15 protein-coding genes are annotated in these 18,824 nt (G+C 70.8%); 13 read left to right on the top strand and 2 right to left on the bottom strand.

Annotated features, from left to right (window positions below):
* Nucleotides 1-41: 41 nt before the first annotated feature.
* The gene (locus EL493_RS00875; RefSeq protein WP_051719412.1) at nucleotides 42-638 is read right to left on the bottom strand and encodes a nucleotidyltransferase family protein; all 597 of its coding nucleotides are present in this window, start codon (nucleotides 636-638) and stop codon (nucleotides 42-44) included.
* A 126-nt stretch (nucleotides 639-764) separates the two neighbouring features.
* Between EL493_RS00875 and uraD the strand changes: the two genes are divergently transcribed.
* The 10 genes from uraD to puuE all read left to right on the top strand — a co-directional run bounded on the left by uraD (nucleotide 765) and on the right by puuE (nucleotide 12,103).
* Nucleotides 765-1,259 carry a 2-oxo-4-hydroxy-4-carboxy-5-ureidoimidazoline decarboxylase gene (gene uraD / locus EL493_RS00870; protein WP_019049546.1) on the top strand — a complete coding sequence of 165 codons (495 nt, stop codon included), beginning with the start codon at nucleotides 765-767 and terminating at the stop codon, nucleotides 1,257-1,259.
* Complete coding sequence (uraH, locus tag EL493_RS00865; RefSeq protein WP_019049545.1) at nucleotides 1,256-1,573, top strand: hydroxyisourate hydrolase; 318 nt, start codon at nucleotides 1,256-1,258, stop codon at nucleotides 1,571-1,573. The genes uraD and uraH overlap by 4 nt, the downstream gene beginning before the upstream one ends.
* A gap of 8 nt (nucleotides 1,574-1,581) precedes the next feature.
* Nucleotides 1,582-2,472, top strand: a complete 891-nt coding sequence (gene pucL, locus EL493_RS00860) for a factor-independent urate hydroxylase (RefSeq protein ID WP_019049544.1) — start codon at nucleotides 1,582-1,584, stop codon at nucleotides 2,470-2,472.
* Nucleotides 2,460-3,839 (top strand): 8-oxoguanine deaminase, encoded by a 1,380-nt coding sequence (locus tag EL493_RS00855; protein ID WP_019049543.1) that lies wholly within the window; start codon nucleotides 2,460-2,462, stop codon nucleotides 3,837-3,839. Before pucL ends, EL493_RS00855 begins: the two co-directional genes overlap by 13 nt.
* Nucleotides 3,840-3,981: 142 nt before the next feature.
* Nucleotides 3,982-4,827 (top strand): FAD binding domain-containing protein, encoded by an 846-nt coding sequence (locus EL493_RS00850; RefSeq protein WP_030201292.1) that lies wholly within the window; start codon nucleotides 3,982-3,984, stop codon nucleotides 4,825-4,827.
* Between the two features lie 139 nt (nucleotides 4,828-4,966).
* Entirely contained in the window at nucleotides 4,967-5,914 is a 948-nt protein-coding gene (locus EL493_RS00845; RefSeq protein WP_019049541.1) for an NADP-dependent oxidoreductase, read from the top strand.
* Entirely contained in the window at nucleotides 5,911-8,895 is a 2,985-nt protein-coding gene (locus EL493_RS00840) for a molybdopterin-dependent oxidoreductase (protein ID WP_019049540.1), read from the top strand. The genes EL493_RS00845 and EL493_RS00840 overlap by 4 nt, the downstream gene beginning before the upstream one ends.
* Entirely contained in the window at nucleotides 8,892-10,124 is a 1,233-nt protein-coding gene (locus EL493_RS00835; protein WP_019049539.1) for a DUF6986 family protein, read from the top strand. The genes EL493_RS00840 and EL493_RS00835 overlap by 4 nt, the downstream gene beginning before the upstream one ends.
* Nucleotides 10,125-10,229: 105 nt before the next feature.
* Nucleotides 10,230-11,207: an allantoicase gene (alc, locus tag EL493_RS00830; protein ID WP_019049538.1), complete on the top strand. Its 978-nt coding sequence runs from the start codon at nucleotides 10,230-10,232 to the stop codon at nucleotides 11,205-11,207.
* Nucleotides 11,204-12,103, top strand: a complete 900-nt coding sequence (gene puuE, locus EL493_RS00825; RefSeq protein ID WP_019049537.1) for an allantoinase PuuE — start codon at nucleotides 11,204-11,206, stop codon at nucleotides 12,101-12,103. The genes alc and puuE overlap by 4 nt, the downstream gene beginning before the upstream one ends.
* Nucleotides 12,104-12,150: 47 nt before the next feature.
* On the opposite strand, the gene EL493_RS00820 is transcribed toward puuE, so the two are convergent.
* Nucleotides 12,151-13,293: a lipase family protein gene (locus EL493_RS00820; RefSeq protein ID WP_019049536.1), complete on the bottom strand. Its 1,143-nt coding sequence runs from the start codon at nucleotides 13,291-13,293 to the stop codon at nucleotides 12,151-12,153.
* 522 nt (nucleotides 13,294-13,815) lie between these two features.
* Here EL493_RS00820 and aceA point away from each other — a divergent pair.
* The 3 genes from aceA to metE all read left to right on the top strand — a co-directional run bounded on the left by aceA (nucleotide 13,816) and on the right by metE (nucleotide 18,809).
* The gene (gene aceA / locus EL493_RS00815; RefSeq protein ID WP_030201288.1) at nucleotides 13,816-15,105 is read left to right on the top strand and encodes an isocitrate lyase; all 1,290 of its coding nucleotides are present in this window, start codon (nucleotides 13,816-13,818) and stop codon (nucleotides 15,103-15,105) included.
* 281 nt (nucleotides 15,106-15,386) lie between these two features.
* Nucleotides 15,387-16,256: a 3-hydroxybutyryl-CoA dehydrogenase gene (locus EL493_RS00810; protein ID WP_019049534.1), complete on the top strand. Its 870-nt coding sequence runs from the start codon at nucleotides 15,387-15,389 to the stop codon at nucleotides 16,254-16,256.
* A gap of 228 nt (nucleotides 16,257-16,484) precedes the next feature.
* A complete protein-coding gene (gene metE / locus EL493_RS00805; RefSeq protein WP_019049533.1) occupies nucleotides 16,485-18,809 on the top strand; it encodes a 5-methyltetrahydropteroyltriglutamate--homocysteine S-methyltransferase in 2,325 nt (774 codons plus the stop codon).
* The last annotated feature ends 15 nt before the right edge of the window (nucleotides 18,810-18,824 follow it).

Here is an 18,824-nt window from a genome sequence, read left to right as displayed (position 1 = left end):
TAGAAGGTCATCGACGATATCGCGCATATCTCAAACTCCGATCACCGTGCGCCGACTTCCGGGAAATCGCGATCGGCCCCTGTCGCCAAGTCGTCGCACGTGACGCACACCATATCCTGTCTCCCGCCCAAATAGGAACCAGCTCCCGCATCCCCTTCGAGCTCGCGGAAAATGGCGTCCCAGTGCTTGTTCTCGATCACAGCGGGATGCCCAGGTGTGTCGGAGAACACACCACGTGCCAGTCCGCTCTCGCTCGCCCGGGCCGCCGCGAGAACCCGAGCGACGACCGGGGCGCCGATATCGGGGGTGTCGACGGGCAGGAACGCGACATAGCGCGTGCCCGCCGCGGCGGCCGCGCGCAGGCCGGCGCGCACCGTGGCCGACAGGCCGACGGCCCAGTCCGCGACCCAGTGCCACGCCGTCCCCGGCGGCAGTGCGACGGTCGCCGGATCGGGTCCGGTGGCGCCTAGTAGAACGATCACCGGATCGCAGCCGCCCTCGCGCAGCGCGGCGATCGCCGCGCGCAGCCAGGCGCCGTCGGCGGCGAGTGCCTTGGGTTTGCCGTAGCGGCTGCCCGCGCCCGCCGCGAGGACGATGCCCGTGCACGCCGTGGGCGCGGGCGGGTCGTTCGGGGGCATGCCGCAGAAAGTAATGAGGCAATGTTGCCGCTCGATTACGGCCGGGGAGCGCGAGGGCGACGACACGCCGACGTGACCGAGTGCACATCGGTGGCGGCCCGGCCGCGATGGGGCGATGCTGGATCGATGACGAGCGAAGCGATCGGCCTCGCGGAGTTCAACGCGCTGCCCGAGCGGGCCGCCGAGTCGGCGTTGCTCTCCTGTTGCGCGGTGCCGCGCTGGGCGCGGGCCGTCGCCGCCGCGCGCCCCTATCCCACCGTCGAGACGCTGCTCACCGCCGCCGACGCCATGCTCGCCCGGCTCGACGACACCGAACTCGACGACGCGCTGGCCGGTCACCCGCGGATCGGGGACCGGCCGACCTCGGCGGCCTCGGCCCGCGAGCAGGCCGGGGTGCGCGGCGCCGAGATCGCCGCCGCGCTGGCCGAGGGTAATCGCGCCTACGAGGCGAAGTTCGGCCATCTCTATCTGGTCTGCGCGGCGGGACGCGACGGCGCGGAGTTGCTCGCCGTCCTGCGGAGGCGCCTGGCCAACGATCCGTCGACCGAAAGGCAGATCATGCGAACCGAATTGGCGAAGATCAACCGGCTGCGCCTGGCGCGCCTGGTGGCGTCGTCGTGACCGGGCTGAGCACGCACGTGCTCGACGCCGTGCGCGGCGTGCCCGCCGCGGGCGTCGCCGTCTGGCTCACGCGTGGGGATCAACGGCTCACCGAGGCGCTGACCGATGCCGACGGCCGGGTGAAAGAGCTTGCCGCAGGCCTGAATCCGGGTGATTACCGGTTGTTCTTCGATACCGGCAGCTATTTCGCCGCCCAGGGTGTCGAGACCTTCTATCCCGAGGTGTGTGTCGCCTTCACGGTGGCCGGGCAGTCGCATCTGCATGTGCCGCTGCTGTTGTCGCCGTTCGCCTATTCCACCTATCGAGGGAGCTGAGCGCCGAGATGGCATTGCGTGGTCCGATCGTGTTGACCGACAACAGCTATGGCAAGTCCGAGAACCGGATCGTGCGTTTCCGCAAACAGAGCGCCCGGCACGAGATTCGCGATGTGAATGTCTCGACCACCCTGCGCGGTGATTTCGCGGCGGCCTATATCGAGGGCGAGCAGGGCAATGTCCTGCCGACCGACACCCAGAAGAACACCGCTTTCGCCTTCGCTCGGCAGCCGGGGCTGGATACGCTCGAGGATTACGCGATCGCCCTCGCGCGACATTTCACCGACACCGTGGAACCGGTGACCAGTGCGCGCGTCGATGTGGATTCCTTTGGCTGGCAGCGAGTTTCGGTCAACGGTTCCGAACACGACCACACCTGGGTGCGGCAGGGGCCGGAGGTGCGCACGGTGGCCGTCACGGTCGCGGAGCGGACCTGGGTGATCGGCGGGATCAAGGATCTGGTGGTGCTCAAGTCGACCGGCTCGGAGTTCGCCGGGTTCCGCACCGACGAGTTCACCACCCTGGAGCCCACCGACGATCGGGTGCTCGCCACCTCGCTGATCGTGCGGTGGCGGTTCGCCGAGATCGACGGGGTCGACTGGGACGCGGTCTACGCCGGTGTGCGCGCCACCCTGCTCGAACTCTTCGCGACCACCTACTCCAAGGCCTTGCAGCAGACGCTGTACGCCATGGGTTCGGCGGTGCTGGAACGGTTTCCGGTGCTCGCCGAGATCCGGCTGTCGGCGCCGAACAAGCACCATTTCGAATACGACCTGGCCCGGTTCGGGATCGCGAACGAGGGCGAGGTCTTCCTGGCCGCCGACCGTCCCTACGGTTCCATCCACGCGACGCTGCAACGCGCCGACGCGCCGGAGGCGGGGATCGCATGGCAGCCGTGAGCCCGGCGGACGAGCCGGATCTGCTGATCTCGGGCTGCGCGGTGGTGACCGTCGACGCGGCGGGCACCGAATACCGCGACGGCTGGGTCACGGTGCGCGGCAACCGGATCGAGGCGCTCGGCGCGGGCCGGCCGCCCGCGCTGGGGCCCGGGGTGCCGCGCGTCGACGGGCGCGGCTGCGTGCTCACCCCCGGTCTGGTGAACACCCACCACCACCTGTACCAGTGGATCACCCGTGGCCTGGCCGCCGACAACACGCTGTTCGAATGGCTCACCACGCTGTACCCCGTGTGGGCGCGGATCGACGAGAAGTCGGTGCGGGTGGCGGCGACCGGCGCGCTCGTCTCGCTGGCCCGCAGCGGCTGCACCACCACCTCCGACCATCACTACGTGTTCCCCAGCGGCGGCGGTGACCTGCTCGCGGCCGAGATCGGGGCAGCCACGACGGTAGGGCTGCGGTTCCATCCGGCGCGCGGGTCGATGGACCTCGGGCAGAGCCAGGGCGGGCTGCCGCCCGACGAGGTGGTCGAGTCGATCGACGACATCCTGACCGCGAGCAACGCGGCGATCGAGCAGTGGCACGATGCCGGGTTCGACGCGATGGTGCGGGTCGCGCTCGCGCCGTGCTCGCCGTTCTCGGTGACCGCCGACCTGATGCGGGAATCGGCGGCGCTGGCCAGGTCGGCCGGGGTGCGGCTGCACACCCACCTCGCCGAGACCGTCGACGAGCAGGACTTCTGCCTGGACAGCTTCGGCTGCACGCCCGCGCAGTACATGGAGCGGCTGGGCTGGCTGGGCGAGGACGTCTGGTACGCCCACGCCGTACACCTCGACGATCCCGCGATCGCCGCGATGGCGCGCACGGGCACGGGCGTGGCGCACTGTCCCACCTCCAACGGCAGGCTCGGGGCAGGGATCGCGCGCACGGCCGATCTGGTGGCCGCCGGGGTGCCCGTGGGCCTCGGCGTGGACGGCGCGGCCAGCAACGAGTCCAGCTCGATGCTCGAGGAACCCCGCAACGCCCTGCTGTACGCCAGGGCGGTCGGCGGACCGCGCGCCATGACCGTGCGGGCGGCGCTGGAACTGGCGACGATGGGCGGGGCCAGGGTGCTCGGCCGGGCCGACGAGATCGGCTCCATCGAGCCCGGCAAGCTGGCCGACCTGGCGCTGTGGCGGCTGGACACCCCCGCGCACGCGGGCATCGAGGACCCGGTCGTCGCGCTGGTGCTCGGGTCGGCGCCGCCACTGGCCGCGCTGTGGGTGAACGGGCGTGAGGTGGTGCGCGACGGCGTGGTCACCACGGTGGACGAGGCGGAGGCGGGCGCCGACGTCGCCGACGCCCAGGCCGCGCTGCTCGCGGGCGCCTGAGCGCCGGGTGCGCTGAGCTGCCGTTTCGGCGCACACTGGAGGACGTGCACCGGTTAACCGCCGCGCAATCTCGGGCGGGTGTCGCGCAACATCGTGGCAACTCCCGGCCCCTACTGTGGCTGGTGAGGTAAGCGAGGTGAACGTGGATCTTGACACTGTCCGGGAGGTGGTCCTCGCCCGCGAACGCGCCGACCTGGCCCAGGTCGGCGCGAGTACGGCGGTGCTGGCAGGCGGTACCTTCCTGTTCTCCGAGCCGCAGGACCGGCTGGACCGGCTGATCGACATCACCACCCTCGGCTGGCCCGCGCTGCGCGCGCATCCCGATGGCCTGGAAATCGCCGCCACCTGCACCCTGGCCGAATTCGCCGGGGCCGGTCCCGGCCGCGAGCTCGGGATGGCGACGATGCGGCCGGACTGGCCGGGCACCGCCCTGTTCGCCCTGTCCTGCCGGGCACTGCTGGCCTCGCACAAGATCTGGCGTACCGCCACCGTCGGCGGCAATGTGTGCCTGTCGCTGCCCGCGGGCGCGGTGCTCGGCGCGCTGGTCGCACTGGACGCGACGGTGGTGATCTGGCCGCGCGGCGGTGGTGAACGATCGATTCCGTTGCGCGACTTCGTGACCGGTCCGGGGGAGAACATCCTCGCCACCGGGGCGGTGGTCCGCTCGTTCCTGGTGCCGACCGCGAGCCTGTTGTCGCGCACGAGTTTCCGCAAGATCGCGCTGGCGCCGCTCGGGCGATCGGGCGCGGTCGTGATGGGCAGGCGGGAGCCGGGCGGCCGGTGCGCGATCACCGTCACCGCGTCGACCGTGCGACCCGTCGTCCTCGATTTCGACTGCGCACCGGCAGAGTTCGACCTCGCCGTCGCGCTGGCCGAACTCGAACCGGAACTGTGGTTCGACGACCCGCACGGCGCGCCCGACTGGCGCGCGCATGTCACCGGCCTGCTGGCCGCCGAGGTGGCCGCCGAACTCAGGGGGTTGTCGTGAACTCAGACCCGGGCGTCGTAGTCGGCGCGCTTGCTCAGCGCTCTCCCTCGCGTGCGGTACGCACTTCCGGGTGCGTACTTCCCGATAGAGAGTAGCTCTCCCTAGGTTCGATGTACCTACGGAAGAGAGAGAACTCAGCATGCGCGCAGTGGTCGTCCACACCTTCGGCGGACCGGAAGCACTCGAACTCGTCGACGTCGCGGTCCCCGTGCCGGGGCCGGGACAGGTCCGGATCCGGGTCGCGGCGGCGGCGGTGAATCCGGTCGACGCGGTCACCAGGGCCGGACTCCTGGTCGAGGCCGGGCTGATGGCGCCGCGCGCGGTGACCGGGATCGGCTGGGACGTGGCGGGTGAGGTCGACGCGGTCGGCGCCGGGGTGACCGGGTTCGCGGTGGGGCAGCGGGTGATCGGGCTGCGCGACCTGCTCGACCGCTCGCTGGGCAGCTACGCCGACTACCTGGTGCTCGACGCCGCGGCGGTGGCGGCGGCACCGGCCGGACGCTCGCCGGTCGAGGCGGCCACGCTGCCGCTGAACGGGCTCACCGCGTTCCAGGCGCTCGATCAGCTCGATCTCGACGCGGGCGACACGCTGCTGGTCACCGGCGCCGCCGGGGCGGTCGGCGGGTTCGCGGTGGAGATCGCGGCGCGGTGGCGCGGCGTGCGGGTCATCGCGCAGGTGGCGGACGCCGATGCCGGTTTCGTGCGCGGGCTCGGCGCCGACGCGGTGGTGTCGCGGACGATCCCCGATCTGGCCGAGGCGGTGCGCGCGCTGGTGCCCGGCGGAGTGGACGCCGTGCTCGACACCGCGGGCCTCGGCGCCGTCGCGCTGGCCGCCGTGCGCAATCGCGGCGCGTTCGTCACCGTCGTCAGTGGCGCCGACCCGATTCCCCTGCGCGGCATCCGCGTTCACCACACCTGGATCAGCGCCGACGGCGCCGCCCTGGCCACGCTCGCCGGCTACGACCTCACCCTGCGCGTGGCAGGCACCCTGCCCCTCGACCAGGCGGTCACCGCTCACCATCGTCTCGCCGAGGGCGGCCTGCGCGGCCGGCTCGTGCTGACCACGGCACCAGGAGGTGGTTCATGAGGATCGACGTCGACGGCGATGCCCGCGAGGTGACCCCGCGCCCCGGGCAATGCCTGCGCACCCTGCTGCGCGAACAGGGTGTGCTCGCGGTCAAGAAGGGTTGCGATTCCGGCGACTGCGGCGCCTGCTCGGTCCTGCTCGACGGCGCGCCCGTGCACTCCTGCCTGATCCCCGCCCACCGCGCGGCCGATCGCCAGGTCACCACCGCCGCCGGGCTCGGCACCCCCGACGAGCCGAACCCGGTGCAGCGCGGGTTCGTCGAGCACGCAGGGTTCCAATGTGGTTTCTGCACAGCGGGAATGGTGGTGACCGTATCGGGATTGGCCGCTGCCCGAGACGATGGGTCGGGCGCCGAGCTGATGAAGGGCAATCTCTGCCGCTGCACGGGATACCGCGCCATCGCCGACGCGCTCGCGTCCTGTGGACCACTGTGGACAAGTACCCAGAGCGAGGACGTCGCGACATCCGCCGCGCCGCCGAGCGACCGAACCGGAGGTTTACCGAGCGCTCCCCGCGAAGACGACGCGGCGCGGGAAGGCTCCGCGCCGGTCGCGGAAGGTCCCGGCGCGGAGTCGTACGTGGGGAGCGCTACGGAAGGGGAGCGGACCACCGCCGGGGCCACGGCCGGGCCGGAGGTGGGCGAGGCAGCGGTGCGGGAGGCCGCTGCGCGGGTGGGTGGGGTGATGCGGCGGAAGTACCGGGCCGGGCAGGTGGGGGACGGGGTGCGGGCGCCCGCGGGTGGGCGGATCGTGCGGGGCGCCGAGGCGTTCACGCTGGATGTGGTGCCGGGGGCCGGGGAGCGGATGCCGCCGGTGGCGCCGTGGCATCTGGCGGTGCTCGCCAGCCCGCATCCGCATGCCCGCGTCGTCGCGATCGATACCGCTGCGGCGCAGGCTGTTCCGGGGGTGCGGCTGGTGCTGACCGCCGAGGACTCCCCGGCCACCCCGTTCTCGACCGGTCGGCACGAGCTGCGGGAGGACGACCCTGACGACACCTTCGTCCTCGACCGGACAGTGCGCTTCGCCGGGCAGCGAGTGGCCGCCGTCGTGGGGGAGACCCTCGCCGCGGCGCGCGCCGGCATCAGGGCGCTGCGGGTCGAGTACGAGCTGCTCCCCGCGGTTTTCGAGCCCGAGACGGCACTGGCGCCCGAGGCGCCGAAGCTGCACGGCGACAAGCCCGATTCGGCGCGCATAGCCGACCGCGACCGCAATCTGGTCGCCGAGATCCACGGCGGTGTCGGCGATTTCGAGGCGGGTATGGCGGGAGCGGCGAAAGTCGTCAGTGGCGTGTGGCATTCGCCGCGCGTGCAGCACGTGCATCTGGAGACGCACGGCGGCGTCGGCTGGCTCGACGACGCGGGCAGGCTGGTGGTGCGGTCCAGCACCCAGGTGCCGTTCCTGGTGCGCGACGAACTGTGCCACGTCTTCGGGCTCGACCGGGATCGCGTGCGGGTGTTCGCCACCCGGGTGGGCGGCGGTTTCGGGGCCAAGCAGGAGATGCTGGCCGAGGACCTGATCGCGCTGGCCGTGCTGCGGACCGGGCATCCCGTGCAGTACGAGTTCACCCGCACCGACGAATTCACCTCCGCCACCTGCCGCCACCCGATGCGGGTCGCGGTCACCGCGGCCGCCGACGCGGCGGGCCTCCTGACCGCGCTCGCGGTGGACGTGCTGGTCGACGCGGGCGCCTACGGCAATCACAGTGGCGGGGTGATGTTCCACGCCGTCGGCGAATCTGTCGCGGTGTACCGGTGCCCGAACAAGCGGGTCGACGCGCAGGCGGTGTACACCAACAACGTGCCCTCCGGGGCCTTCCGCGGCTACGGCCTCGGCCAGGTGATCTTCGGGGTGGAATCGGCGATCGACGAGCTGGCGCGGGCCCTCGACCTGGATCCGTTCGAGTTCCGCCGCCGCAATGTGGTGGTCCCGGGCGACCGATTCACCGGCGCCGAGGTCGACGAGGGCGACCTGACCTTCGGCAGCTACGGCCTGGACCAGTGCCTCGACACCGCCCAGGACGCGCTGCGCCGGGGCAACGGCGTCACCGCGCCGGGCCCGGACTGGCGGGTCGGCGAGGGCATGGCCGTGGCGATGATCGCCACCGTGCCGCCGCGCGGTCACCACGCCGACGCCACCGCCCGGCTGCGCGCCGACGGGTCCTACGAAATCGGCGTCGGCACGGCGGAATTCGGCAATGGCACCACCACGGTCCACGCCCAGCTGACGGCCACCGCGCTCGCCACCACCGCCGACCGGATCCGGATCCGCCAGTCCGACACCGACGTCGTCGGCCACGACACCGGCGCCTTCGGCTCCACCGGCACGATGGTCGCGGGCAAGGCCGCCTACGCCGCGGCGCTGGAACTACACGCCATGCTGCTGGCGCGGGCGGCGAAGGTCAGCGGCCATCCCGAACGCGAGTGCGTACTGGAAGCCGACGGCGTGCGCTGCGGTGACGAGCTGCTCACCGCCGCCCAGCTGCTCGCCGACGGTGAGCTGATCGCGCACGGCACCCACGCGGGCACGCCACGCTCGGTGAGTTTCAATGTGCACGCCTTCCGGGTGGCGGTGCGGCCCGCCACCGGCGCGGTGCGGATCCTGCAATCGGTGCAGGTGGCCGACGCCGGGACCGTCCTCAATCCGGTGCAGCTGCGCGGCCAGGTGGAAGGCGGCGTCGCCCAGGCGCTCGGCACCGCGCTCTACGAGGAGATGCGCACCGAGCGGGGCGTGGTGACCACCAGGACCCTGCGGCACTATCACGTGCCGCAGTTCGCGGATCTGCCCCGCACCGAGGTGTATTTCGCCGAAACCAGTGACGAGCTGGGCCCGCTGGGTGCCAAATCGATGAGTGAGTCCCCCTACAACCCGGTGGCACCGGCGCTGGCGAACGCGATCCGCGACGCCGTCGGTATCCGGCCGGACCGACTGCCGATGACCGCCGACCGCGTGTGGCGGGCCATCGAGAAAGGAGCCGCCGGGTGAGCTCCCATCTGCCCGAACACATTCGCGCCCGTATCGAGGCCAACCTCGACACCGTCGACGCCGCCCTGCGCACCCGCTACCCGGGCGCGGGCGACCGCATCCAGCCGGTGCACACCGCCTACGTCGGCGCCGACCGCGCCACCGCCGACACCCCCGCCGACTGGGGCGCCGCCGCCCTCGACCTGCTGCACCGGCACGCCGACTTCCTCGTCGGGCTCGACGCAACCGGCGCGCTGCCCGCCGTCCGGCGCCGCCTCGCCGAGCGGCCGGTGCAGGACCTGCGCATCGACTTCGAGGACGGCTACGGCTTCCGCGCCGACGACGAGGAGGACGCCGCCGCGACCGCCGCGGGCAAGGCCCTCGGTAGCTGGGCCGGGCAGCCGGGCGCGCCCACCTCGTTCGGCGTGCGGATCAAGGGCCTGGCGGCCGGCGAACGCAGGCGCGCGCTGCGCACCCTCGACCTGGTCATCGAGGCGATGGGCGGCGTGCCGGACGGTTTCGTCTTCACGGTGCCGAAGATCCGCGCGGCCGAACAGGTTGCGGCACTGGTCGACATCTGCTCCGGGCTGGAGAGCGGTTACGGCCTGCCCGATCACACGCTGCGCTTCGAACTGCAGATCGAGAGCCCGCAGGCGATCATCGCCCCGGACGGCACCGCGCCGATCGCCCGGATGATCACCCTGGCCGGCGGACGCTGCGGCGCACTGCATTTCGGCACCTACGACTACACCGCCGCGTGCGGCGTCGCCGCCACCGACCAGGCGCTCGACCACCCGGCGGCCGACCACGCCAAGGCGGTCATGCAGGTCGCCGCCGCGCAGACCGGGGTGTGGATCTGCGACGGTTCCACCCAGATCGTCCCGGACACCGATCCCGAAGCGGCCCTGCGCAACCACCATCGCCTGGTCGAGCGGGCCCTGCGCCGCGGCTACTACCAGGGCTGGGACATGCACCCAGGCCACCTCGTCACCCGCTGGCTGGCGACCTACGACTTCTTCCGCGCCGCCACCGAGGTCGCCGTCCCGCGCCTGCGGGCCTACCTGGCGCGGCGGTCGGAGGGTGTGGTCGACGAGCCCGCCACGGCCGAGGCGCTGGCGACGACGGTCCTGCGCGGGTTGCGCTGCGGCGCGGTCGACGAGGACGAACTCGTCGCGCGCGCTCCGGAATTGGCGGTGCCGGTGCTCGCGGCCCTGGCGGCTCGCCGCGCCCTGCCTGCGGACGAGCCGTGACGGGCGGCCACACGAGACAGGTCGTCCCGGGTCCGCGGCGGCCGAGGACAACGACGTGGTGCCGGCCGGGCGATCCGCCCCGGCACCGGAGGTAGAGGAGACACGGTGAGCGAACAGCACGGCGGCGAGGACTTCACCCTGCTGCCCGATCTGGCGGTCCGACCCCTCGGCGGATCGGTGATCTGGGCGAACGACGAGTTCTTCGCGGAGAAGGAGAACCTGGTCAACCCGGGTCCGGCCGATTATCGGCCGGCCACGTTCGGGCACAAGGGACAGGTGTACGACGGCTGGGAGACCCGCAGGCATCGCGGCAGGCCGGGTGACGACAGCGCGATCGTGCGGCTCGGCGTCGCCGGGGTGATTCGTGGCGTGGTGGTCGACACGGCATGGTTCAAGGGCAACTATCCGCCGGAGGTGTCGCTGGCGGCGCTGGCGGTCGAGGGTTATCCGCCCGCGGACGAGATCGCGGCCCGCACCGACTGGGTGACGCTGCTCGACCGGGTGAAGGTCGGCGGGGACAGCCGCAATCCGTTCACCGTCGACAGCGAGCACCGCTGGACCCACGTCAAACTCACCATGCACCCCGACGGCGGCGTCGCCCGGCTGCGCGTACACGGCGAGGGCAGGCCCGATCCCGCGCTGCTCGGCCTGGGCCTGCTCGACCTGGCCGCGCTGGAGAACGGCGCCCTGGTCCTGGACTGCTCCAACCGCTTCTACTCCTCGCCCAACCAGCTGCTCTATCCCGGCCTGGCCCGGGTGATGGGCGACGGCTGGGAGACTGCCCGCCGTCGCGACGACGGAAACGACTGGGTGCGTATCAAACTCGCGGGTCCCGGCGCTATCCGGCTGGCCGAGATCGACACGTCCTGCTTCCTGGGTAACAGCCCCGGCGCGGCCGCGCTCACCGGATTCACCACCGACGGCACCGAAGTCGAGCTGCTGCCACGCACGGATCTGCTGCCCGACACCCGGCACCGCTTCCCGCTGACACCGGCGGCCGCCTCGGTGGAGGAGGTCCGGCTCGACATCTATCCCGACGGGGGGCTCGCCCGGCTGCGGCTGTTCGGGGAGCTGGGCGCATGACGCGCGACTTCGTCGGCTACGGGCCCAACCCGCCGGACCCGCGCTGGCCCGGCGAGGCCCGTATCGCCGTGCAGTTCGTCCTGAACTACGAAGAGGGCGGGGAGAACAACGTCCTGGACGGGTCGCCGCATTCGGAGACGTTCCTGTCCGAGATGACCCCGGCCGAGGCGTTCCCCAATCGGCACATGAGCATGGAATCGCTGTACGAGTACGGGTCCCGCGCCGGACTGTGGCGGGTGCTGCGGGCCTTCGAGCGGCGCGACCTGCCGCTCACCGTCTTCGCGGTGGCACGGGCCATGCGGCGCAATCCCGAAGCGGTGGCGGCCTTCCGGGAACTGGGCCACGAGATCGCGTGCCACGGGTTGCAGTGGAAGTCGTATCAGCTCGTCGAGCGCGCGGACGAGCGCGCCGACATGGCCGAGGCGGTCCGCGTGCTCACCGAGCTCACCGGGGCGCCGCCGCTGGGCTGGTACACCGGCCGGGATTCGCCCAGCACCAGGGAACTGGTGGTCGAGCACGGCGGGTTCGTCTACGACTCGGACTCCTACGCCGACGACCTGCCGTACTGGACCCGGGTACAGGGCCACGACCACCTCGTCGTCCCGTACACCCTCGACACCAACGACATGCGCTACGCGTCCCCGGCCGGTTTCGCCAACGGCGACGAGTTCTTCGCCCACCTGCGCGACGCCTTCGACGTGCTGTATCGCGAAGGGGCCGAGGGCAGCCCGAAGATGCTGTCGATCGGTCTGCACTGCCGCCTGGCCGGTCGACCGGCGCGTACCGCCGCACTGGAACGTTTTCTCGACCACGTACAGACGAACGACGGGGTCTGGATCGCCCGGCGCATCGAGATCGCCGAACACTGGCGCAAGGTGCATCCACCGCTGCTGTGAGCGGCCCGGCCCCACACCGAACGGGTGCGGGGCCGGATTCCCGCTGCTCAGGCGAAGAGGGCGCGGACGAACGGCAGGGAGTCGACCAGGGAGGCGTTGACGGCGCCGTCGTGGTCGGTCGGATAGGTGCGCACGGTGACCGGCTCGCCACCGGCCTCGAGGACCGAGGCGAACCGCAGCGTCGCCGGGGTGACGACATCGGTGTCGTAGAGGCCCTGGCCCAGGAACAGCGGACGGTCGTAGCCGGACTCGGGCAGCCCCATGTAGCGGGTGAGCAGCCCGTTCAGGTCGGGGATCGACGCGAGCGGGCGCGCGAACATGCTGCCGACGCTCGGCTTCGCGGCGGCGAGTTCGTCACCGAGCGGGCCGATGCACGCGGTCTTCGCGCGTTCCACCCAGGCACGGCCGGTGTCGGTGAGCAGGCCGTCGACGCCGAGTTCGGGGAAGGTGGTGCGCAGGCCGTTGAGGATGTAGAGCACATAGGCCGACAGGTGCGAGCTCAGCGCGACCGGCGGCATGCCGGGACCGATCAGCTGGGCCACGTCCTCGATGTAGGCGGGCACGCCGGTGCCGACCGCGCCCCGGTAGTCGAGCTCGGGACCGCCGAACTCGGTGGCGTAGCGCGCGGTGAACACCGCGGCGCCGCCGCCCTGGGACTGGCCGACCACGGCCCACTTCGGCGACAGCGACGGGTACCGCGCGGTGGCCGCCTTGACCGCGTCGACCACGTTGTGGGCCTCGACCACGCCGTTCAGGTACGGGTGCTCGCCCGGGCCGCCCAGGCCGGCGTAATCGGCGGCCACGACCGCGTAGCCCTGGCTCAGCCAGGTGCCGAGGTAGGCCTGGTCGCGCTCGACCGCGGCGGGCCCGGCCACGCTGTAGGCGCAGTCGTCGCCGAGGCCGACGGTGCCGTGCGCCCACGCGATCACCGGCCAGCCGCCCGCGGGCGCCGCGCCCGCCGGGAAGTACACCGCCGCGCTGGTGGTGGTCGGCTGGTCGCCCGCGGTGGTCGAGCGGTACAGCAGCCGCTCACCGTGGGCCGCCCCTGGCATCTGCGCCGCCGCAGGCAACGCCTCCACGCCGACGACGGTGCCCGCCTGCCCCGGCTGCGCGTTCGCCGCCGCGGGGACCAGCCCCAGTGCCGCCGCGGCGACGATCGCCGTCAGCGCGACCTTCGACCCGGTCGCCATCCTCGAAATCCTCATGCGCACACCCTCTCGTCTACACGGACGAGTGTCCAGGACGACGGGCGGTCCGGGGTGCGCGGGCACGACAGGTAGCCGATCGCCCGATCCAGTGACGACACGCACACCATTACCGCCCGGCGTGGTGTGTGAAACAGGTCACATGGTGGAAGAGTTGGGCGTGTCGGGCGGCACCCGGGCGGGCAGCGCTAACAGTACGGGCGTTATGCTAAAACTCCTGGTCAGCGCTACCGGTCGGTAGGGCGGGTGCTTGCAATTAGCCCGCAAATTTCGCAAAGTTAGCAAACGCGGCGGCAAACCTAGCTGAGATTCACATAAGCAACAGGTAGACGGCTATTTCCTGGTGTGCCATCGTGTGGAAGTACACCCCTCAGGCACTGGCTAGTCCTAGCAAGCCTGCAAATTGCACCAGTAGTACGAGTCGCGCAACCGAAAGCGTTCAGCCACCGGTTGATTCACGGCACGCACCGCTGGAGCACCGACCACACCGAGGAAGTGGAGTCAGAGATGTCGACTGTCGGCACCCCGAAGACCGCTGCGGAGATCCAGAACGACTGGGACACCAACCCCCGTTGGAAGGGCATCACCCGCAACTACACCGCCGAGCAGGTCGTCGCCCTGCAGGGCAACGTCGTCGAGGAGCACACCCTCGCCCGTCGTGGTGCCGAGATCCTGTGGGACCTCGTCAACAACGAGGACTACATCAACTCCCTCGGTGCCCTCACCGGTAACCAGGCCGTGCAGCAGGTCCGCGCCGGCCTGAAGGCCATCTACCTGTCGGGTTGGCAGGTCGCCGGTGACGCGAACCTGTCCGGCCACACCTACCCCGACCAGTCGCTGTACCCGGCGAACTCGGTCCCGTCGGTGGTCCGTCGCATCAACAACGCGCTGCTGCGCGCCGACGAGATCTCCAAGGTCGAGGGTGACACCTCGGTCGCCAACTGGCTGGCCCCGATCGTGGCCGACGCCGAGGCCGGCTTCGGTGGCGCGCTGAACGCCTACGAGCTGCAGAAGGCGATGATCGCCGCTGGTGCCGCCGGTGTCCACTGGGAGGACCAGCTGGCTTCGGAGAAGAAGTGCGGCCACCTCGGTGGCAAGGTGCTGATCCCCACCCAGCAGCACATCCGCACCCTGACCTCCGCGCGCCTGGCCGCCGACGTCGCCGGCGTGCCGTCGGTGATCATCGCCCGCACCGACGCCGAGGCCGCCACCCTGCTCACCACCGACGTGGACGAGCGCGACCGTGAGTTCCTGGACGGCACCCGTACCGCCGAGGGCTTCTTCGGCGTGAAGAACGGCATCGAGCCCTGCATCGCGCGTGCCAAGGCCTACGCCCCGTACTCCGACCTCATCTGGATGGAGACCGGTGTGCCGGACCTCGAGGTCGCGCGCAAGTTCGCCGAGGCCGTCCGCAGCGAGTTCCCGGACCAGCTGCTGGCCTACAACTGCTCGCCTTCGTTCAACTGGAAGGCGCACCTGGACGACGCGACCATCGCGAAGTTCCAGCGTGAGCTCGGCGCGATGGGCTTCAAGTTCCAGTTCATCACCCTGGCCGGCTTCCACTCGCTGAACTACGGCATGTTCGACCTGGCGCACGGCTACGCCCGCGAGGGCATGACCGCGTTCGTCGACCTGCAGGAGCGCGAGTTCAAGGCCGCCGCCGAGCGTGGCTTCACCGCCATCAAGCACCAGCGTGAGGTGGGTGCCGGTTACTTCGACACCATCGCCACCACCGTCGACCCCAACACCTCGACGGCCGCGCTGAAGGGCTCCACCGAAGAGGGTCAGTTCCACTGATCCCCGCGGGGTTGCTCTGAGTAGCAACACCAATCCTCTACTCCGGTAGGGGTGTACGCCCTCCTCGCCGAACAGCCCTCGGCGAGGAGGGCAACTCCATAACATGAGTCTCCATTCGCCTATCGTTGACGTTTCGGTAGGCGACAACTGATTTCGTGAGGGCCGGGTAACTCACCGGGAACGCCCAGAACTGGTTCGGCACCTCACGCAGGCACGGGTGCCTGACCCTATTGGCACTTAGCCGCCCGCAAGATTTGCGGGGAGGCGGAACGGAGCGGGACGTGAGCAGCGAGAAGATTCAGCGCGTCGGGATCATCGGCGCCGGACAGATGGGCGCGGGCATCGCGGAAGTGTGCGCACGCGCGCACGTCGACGTCCTCGTCTACGAGACCAGTCGCGAACTCGCCGCTGCGGGCCGCGCTCGGATCCTGCGCTCGCTGGACCGTGGCGTGAGCAGCGGCAAGATCACCGAGCGGGAGCGGGAGCAGGCGGCCTGGCGGCTGCGCTTCACCTCCGACCTCGGCGACTTCGCCGACCGGCAGCTGGTGGTCGAGGCCGTTGTCGAGAACGAAGAGGTCAAGACGGCCATCTTCGCCGAGCTGGACAAGGTCGTCACCGACCCGGACGCCGTGCTCGCCTCCAACACCTCCTCCATCCCGATCATGAAGATCGCGGTCGCCACGGCGAACCCCGAGCGCGTGGTCGGCCTGCACTTCTTCAACCCGGTTCCGGTGCTGCCGCTGGTCGAGCTGGTGACCACGCTCAAGACCAGCGAGCCGGTCGCCAAGCGCGCCGAGCAGTTCGCCGCCGACATCCTGGGCAAGCAGGTCGTCCGCTCGGCCGACCGCTCCGGCTTCGTCGTCAACGCGCTGCTGGTGCCGTACCTGCTCTCGGCCATCCGGATGGTCGAGTCGGGCTTCGCCACCAAGGAAGACGTCGACAAGGCGATGGTGCTCGGCTGTGCCCACCCGATGGGCCCGCTGGCGCTGACCGACCTCGTCGGCCTCGACACCGTGAAGTCGATCGCGGACTCGATGTACGCCGAGTTCAAGGAGCCGCTGTACTCGGCTCCGCCGCTGCTGATGCGGATGGTCGAGGCGGGCCTGCTGGGCAAGAAGACCGGCGCCGGTTTCTACCAGTACGGCAAGTAGGGGTTTGCTCCCCGGAGGCCACCGTCATCACCGACTACGCGATGACGGTGGCCTTCGGCCATTTCGGGGGTGTTTGCAGGGGGAACGGCGAAGGGTCGTGCTCGCGGCCTAAGCTGCTGTAGCCGGACGCGCGCACCGCGGCCCGGCGATATGTCGAGCGCAGCAATGCGCGGGGACCGGCGAGCGTCCGGGTGACCGCGCAGGTGATCGAAAGGGAGTATCCCGGTCATGGTCAACGTCACCGATGGATTCGGGTCGAGCGTTCTCGGATACCCGAGGATCGGTCCGCACCGCGAGCTCAAGCGTGCGCTCGAGGCGTACTGGCGCGGATCGCTCGAGCGCGAGGAACTCCTCGCCGTAGGCCGCGACATCCAGGAACGCCAGTTCAACGAGCTGGCCGCCACCGGGCTCACCCAGGTTCCCGGCAACACCTTCTCCTTCTACGACCATGTGCTCGACAACGCGTTGCTCTTCGGCGCCGTGCCGTCGCGGTTCAAGGAGCACCAGGAGGGTCTGCACCCCCTGGACTTCTACTTCCTGATGGCGCGCGGCAACCCGGACCTGCCGCCGCTGGAGCTGGTGCGATTCTTCGGCACCAACTACCACTACCGCCAGCCCGAACTCGACGCCGACACCACGTTCTCGCTGCACCCCGAGGCTCTGCTCGACGAGTGGGACCGGGCCATCGCGCGCGGCATCGAGCTGCGCCCGGTGGTGCTGGGCCCGGTCTCGCTGCTGCTGCTGTCCAAGGCCGGGCACGTGCCGGGCGAGGCCGAGTTCGACACGCTGAGCCTGCTCGACAAGCTGCTGCCGTTCTACGAGCAGCTGTTCGAGCTGCTCGCCAAGCGCGGCTCCACCTGCGTGCAGCTGGACGAACCCTGCTTCACCGGTGAGCGTTCGGCCACCGAGCTGGCCGCCTTCGACAAGGCCTACCAGCGGCTGGCCAAGGCGCCGCTGCGCCCGCGCATCCTGGTCACCGGCCAGTACGGCGACTTCGGTGAGGCGCTGCGCATCCTGGCCGCGAGCAATGTCGAGGCGATCGGGCTGGACCTGGCGTCCTACCGGATGACGCCCGAGGAGCTCGCCGCGATCCCCGGGATCAAGCGCAAGCGGATCTACGCCGGCGTCATCAGCGGTACCAATGTGTGGCGCGCGGATCGTTACGTGACGCTGAACTACCTGAACTCGATCGCCGAGGTCTGCCCGGATCTGGTGGTGTCCACCGGCACCACGCTGCTGCACGTGCCCTACGACGTGCTCGCCGAGTACGACATCGACGGCAACGTGGCCGACCGGCTCGCCTTCGCCAAGCAGAAGGTGGGCGAGGTGGTCTCGCTGGCCAAGGCGCTCACCGAGGGCCCGTCGGACAACTGGCGCAAGCGCCCCACCGAGGTGCACTTCAAGCAGAAGCACGCCGTGCGCCAGCGCGTCTACGCCATCACCCCGGACATGCGCGAGCGCGAACCCTACGTGCAGCGCCGTGCCGCCCAGCAGGAACGGCTGAACCTGCCGGTGGTCCCCGCGACCACGCTGGGCTCGTTCCCGCAGAGCGGCAAACTGCGCCAGGCCCGCCACGAGGTGGCCCAGGGCAGGCTGTCCGAGCAGGACTACCGCAAGCAGGTCGAGGCCGAGATCGAGGCGACGATCCGGCTCCAGGAGGACATCGGCCTCGATGTGTTCGTGCACGGTGAGCACGAGCGCAACGACATGATCCAGTTCTTCGCCGAGCAGCTCGACGGTTTCGCCACCACCCGCTTCGGCTGGGTGCAGGTGTACGGCTCGCGCTGCGTGCGCCCGCCGATCATCTACGGCGACGTGTCGCGGCCCGCGCCGATGTCGGTGGACTGGACCACCTACGCCCAGTCGCTGACCGACAAGCCGGTCAAGGGCATGGTCACCGGTCCGGTGACGATGCTGGCCCGCTCGTTCGTGCGCCAGGATCAGCCGCTCTACGAGACCGCCGACCAGGTGGCGCTGGCCATCCGCGACGAGGTCGTCGACCTGGAGCGGGCGGGCATCGCGATCATCCAGGTCGACGAGCCCGCCATCCGCGAGCTGCTGCCGCCGCGCCCGCAGGGCCGCGAGGAGTACCTGCGCTGGGCGGTCGGCGCCTTCAAGCTGGCCACCTCCGGTGTCCGCGCCGACACCCAGATCCACACCCACATCGGCTACTCCGGCCGCACCGAGGTGGTCGACGCGATCGAGCAGCTCGACGCCGACGTCACCGCGATCGTGGCGACCCGCTCGATCGAATGGGTGATGCAGGCGCTCACCGAGGACGCCGCCACCGGCCACGGTCTCAGCCACGGCGTCGGCCCCGGCGTCTACGAGAGCCGCTCGGCCCGCATCCCCGACATCGACGAACTCGACGAGCTGCTCACCAAGGCCGCCGAAGCGGTGACCCCGCAACGCCTCTGGGCCAACCCCGACGGCGGCCTCAAGACCCGCCACTACTGGCAGCTCGAACCGTCGCTGCGCAACATGGTCGCCGCGGCCCGCCGCATCCGCCGCCGCGCCCTGGCCGCCGAAGCGGCCACCGCGACAGCGGAGTAACCACCCGACTCGATG

Source organism: Nocardia asteroides (assembly GCF_900637185.1).
Classification (GTDB): Bacteria; Actinomycetota; Actinomycetes; order Mycobacteriales; family Mycobacteriaceae; genus Nocardia; species Nocardia asteroides.
The sequence above is the reverse complement of the archived record's forward strand: the minus strand, read 5'-3'. Positions and strand labels throughout refer to the sequence as shown.

Coding starts and splice junctions, on each gene's coding strand:
- EL493_RS00820 (WP_019049536.1), bottom strand. CDS start 13,293: ATGGCGACCGGGTCGAAGGTCGCGCTGACGGCGATCGTCGCCGCGGCG.
- pucL (WP_019049544.1), top strand. CDS start 1,582: ATGGCATTGCGTGGTCCGATCGTGTTGACCGACAACAGCTATGGCAAG.
- EL493_RS00855 (WP_019049543.1), top strand. CDS start 2,460: ATGGCAGCCGTGAGCCCGGCGGACGAGCCGGATCTGCTGATCTCGGGC.
- metE (WP_019049533.1), top strand. CDS start 16,485: ATGGTCAACGTCACCGATGGATTCGGGTCGAGCGTTCTCGGATACCCG.
- EL493_RS00875 (WP_051719412.1), bottom strand. CDS start 638: ATGCCCCCGAACGACCCGCCCGCGCCCACGGCGTGCACGGGCATCGTC.
- EL493_RS00840 (WP_019049540.1), top strand. CDS start 5,911: ATGAGGATCGACGTCGACGGCGATGCCCGCGAGGTGACCCCGCGCCCC.
- aceA (WP_030201288.1), top strand. CDS start 13,816: ATGTCGACTGTCGGCACCCCGAAGACCGCTGCGGAGATCCAGAACGAC.
- uraD (WP_019049546.1), top strand. CDS start 765: ATGACGAGCGAAGCGATCGGCCTCGCGGAGTTCAACGCGCTGCCCGAG.
- EL493_RS00845 (WP_019049541.1), top strand. CDS start 4,967: ATGCGCGCAGTGGTCGTCCACACCTTCGGCGGACCGGAAGCACTCGAA.
- puuE (WP_019049537.1), top strand. CDS start 11,204: ATGACGCGCGACTTCGTCGGCTACGGGCCCAACCCGCCGGACCCGCGC.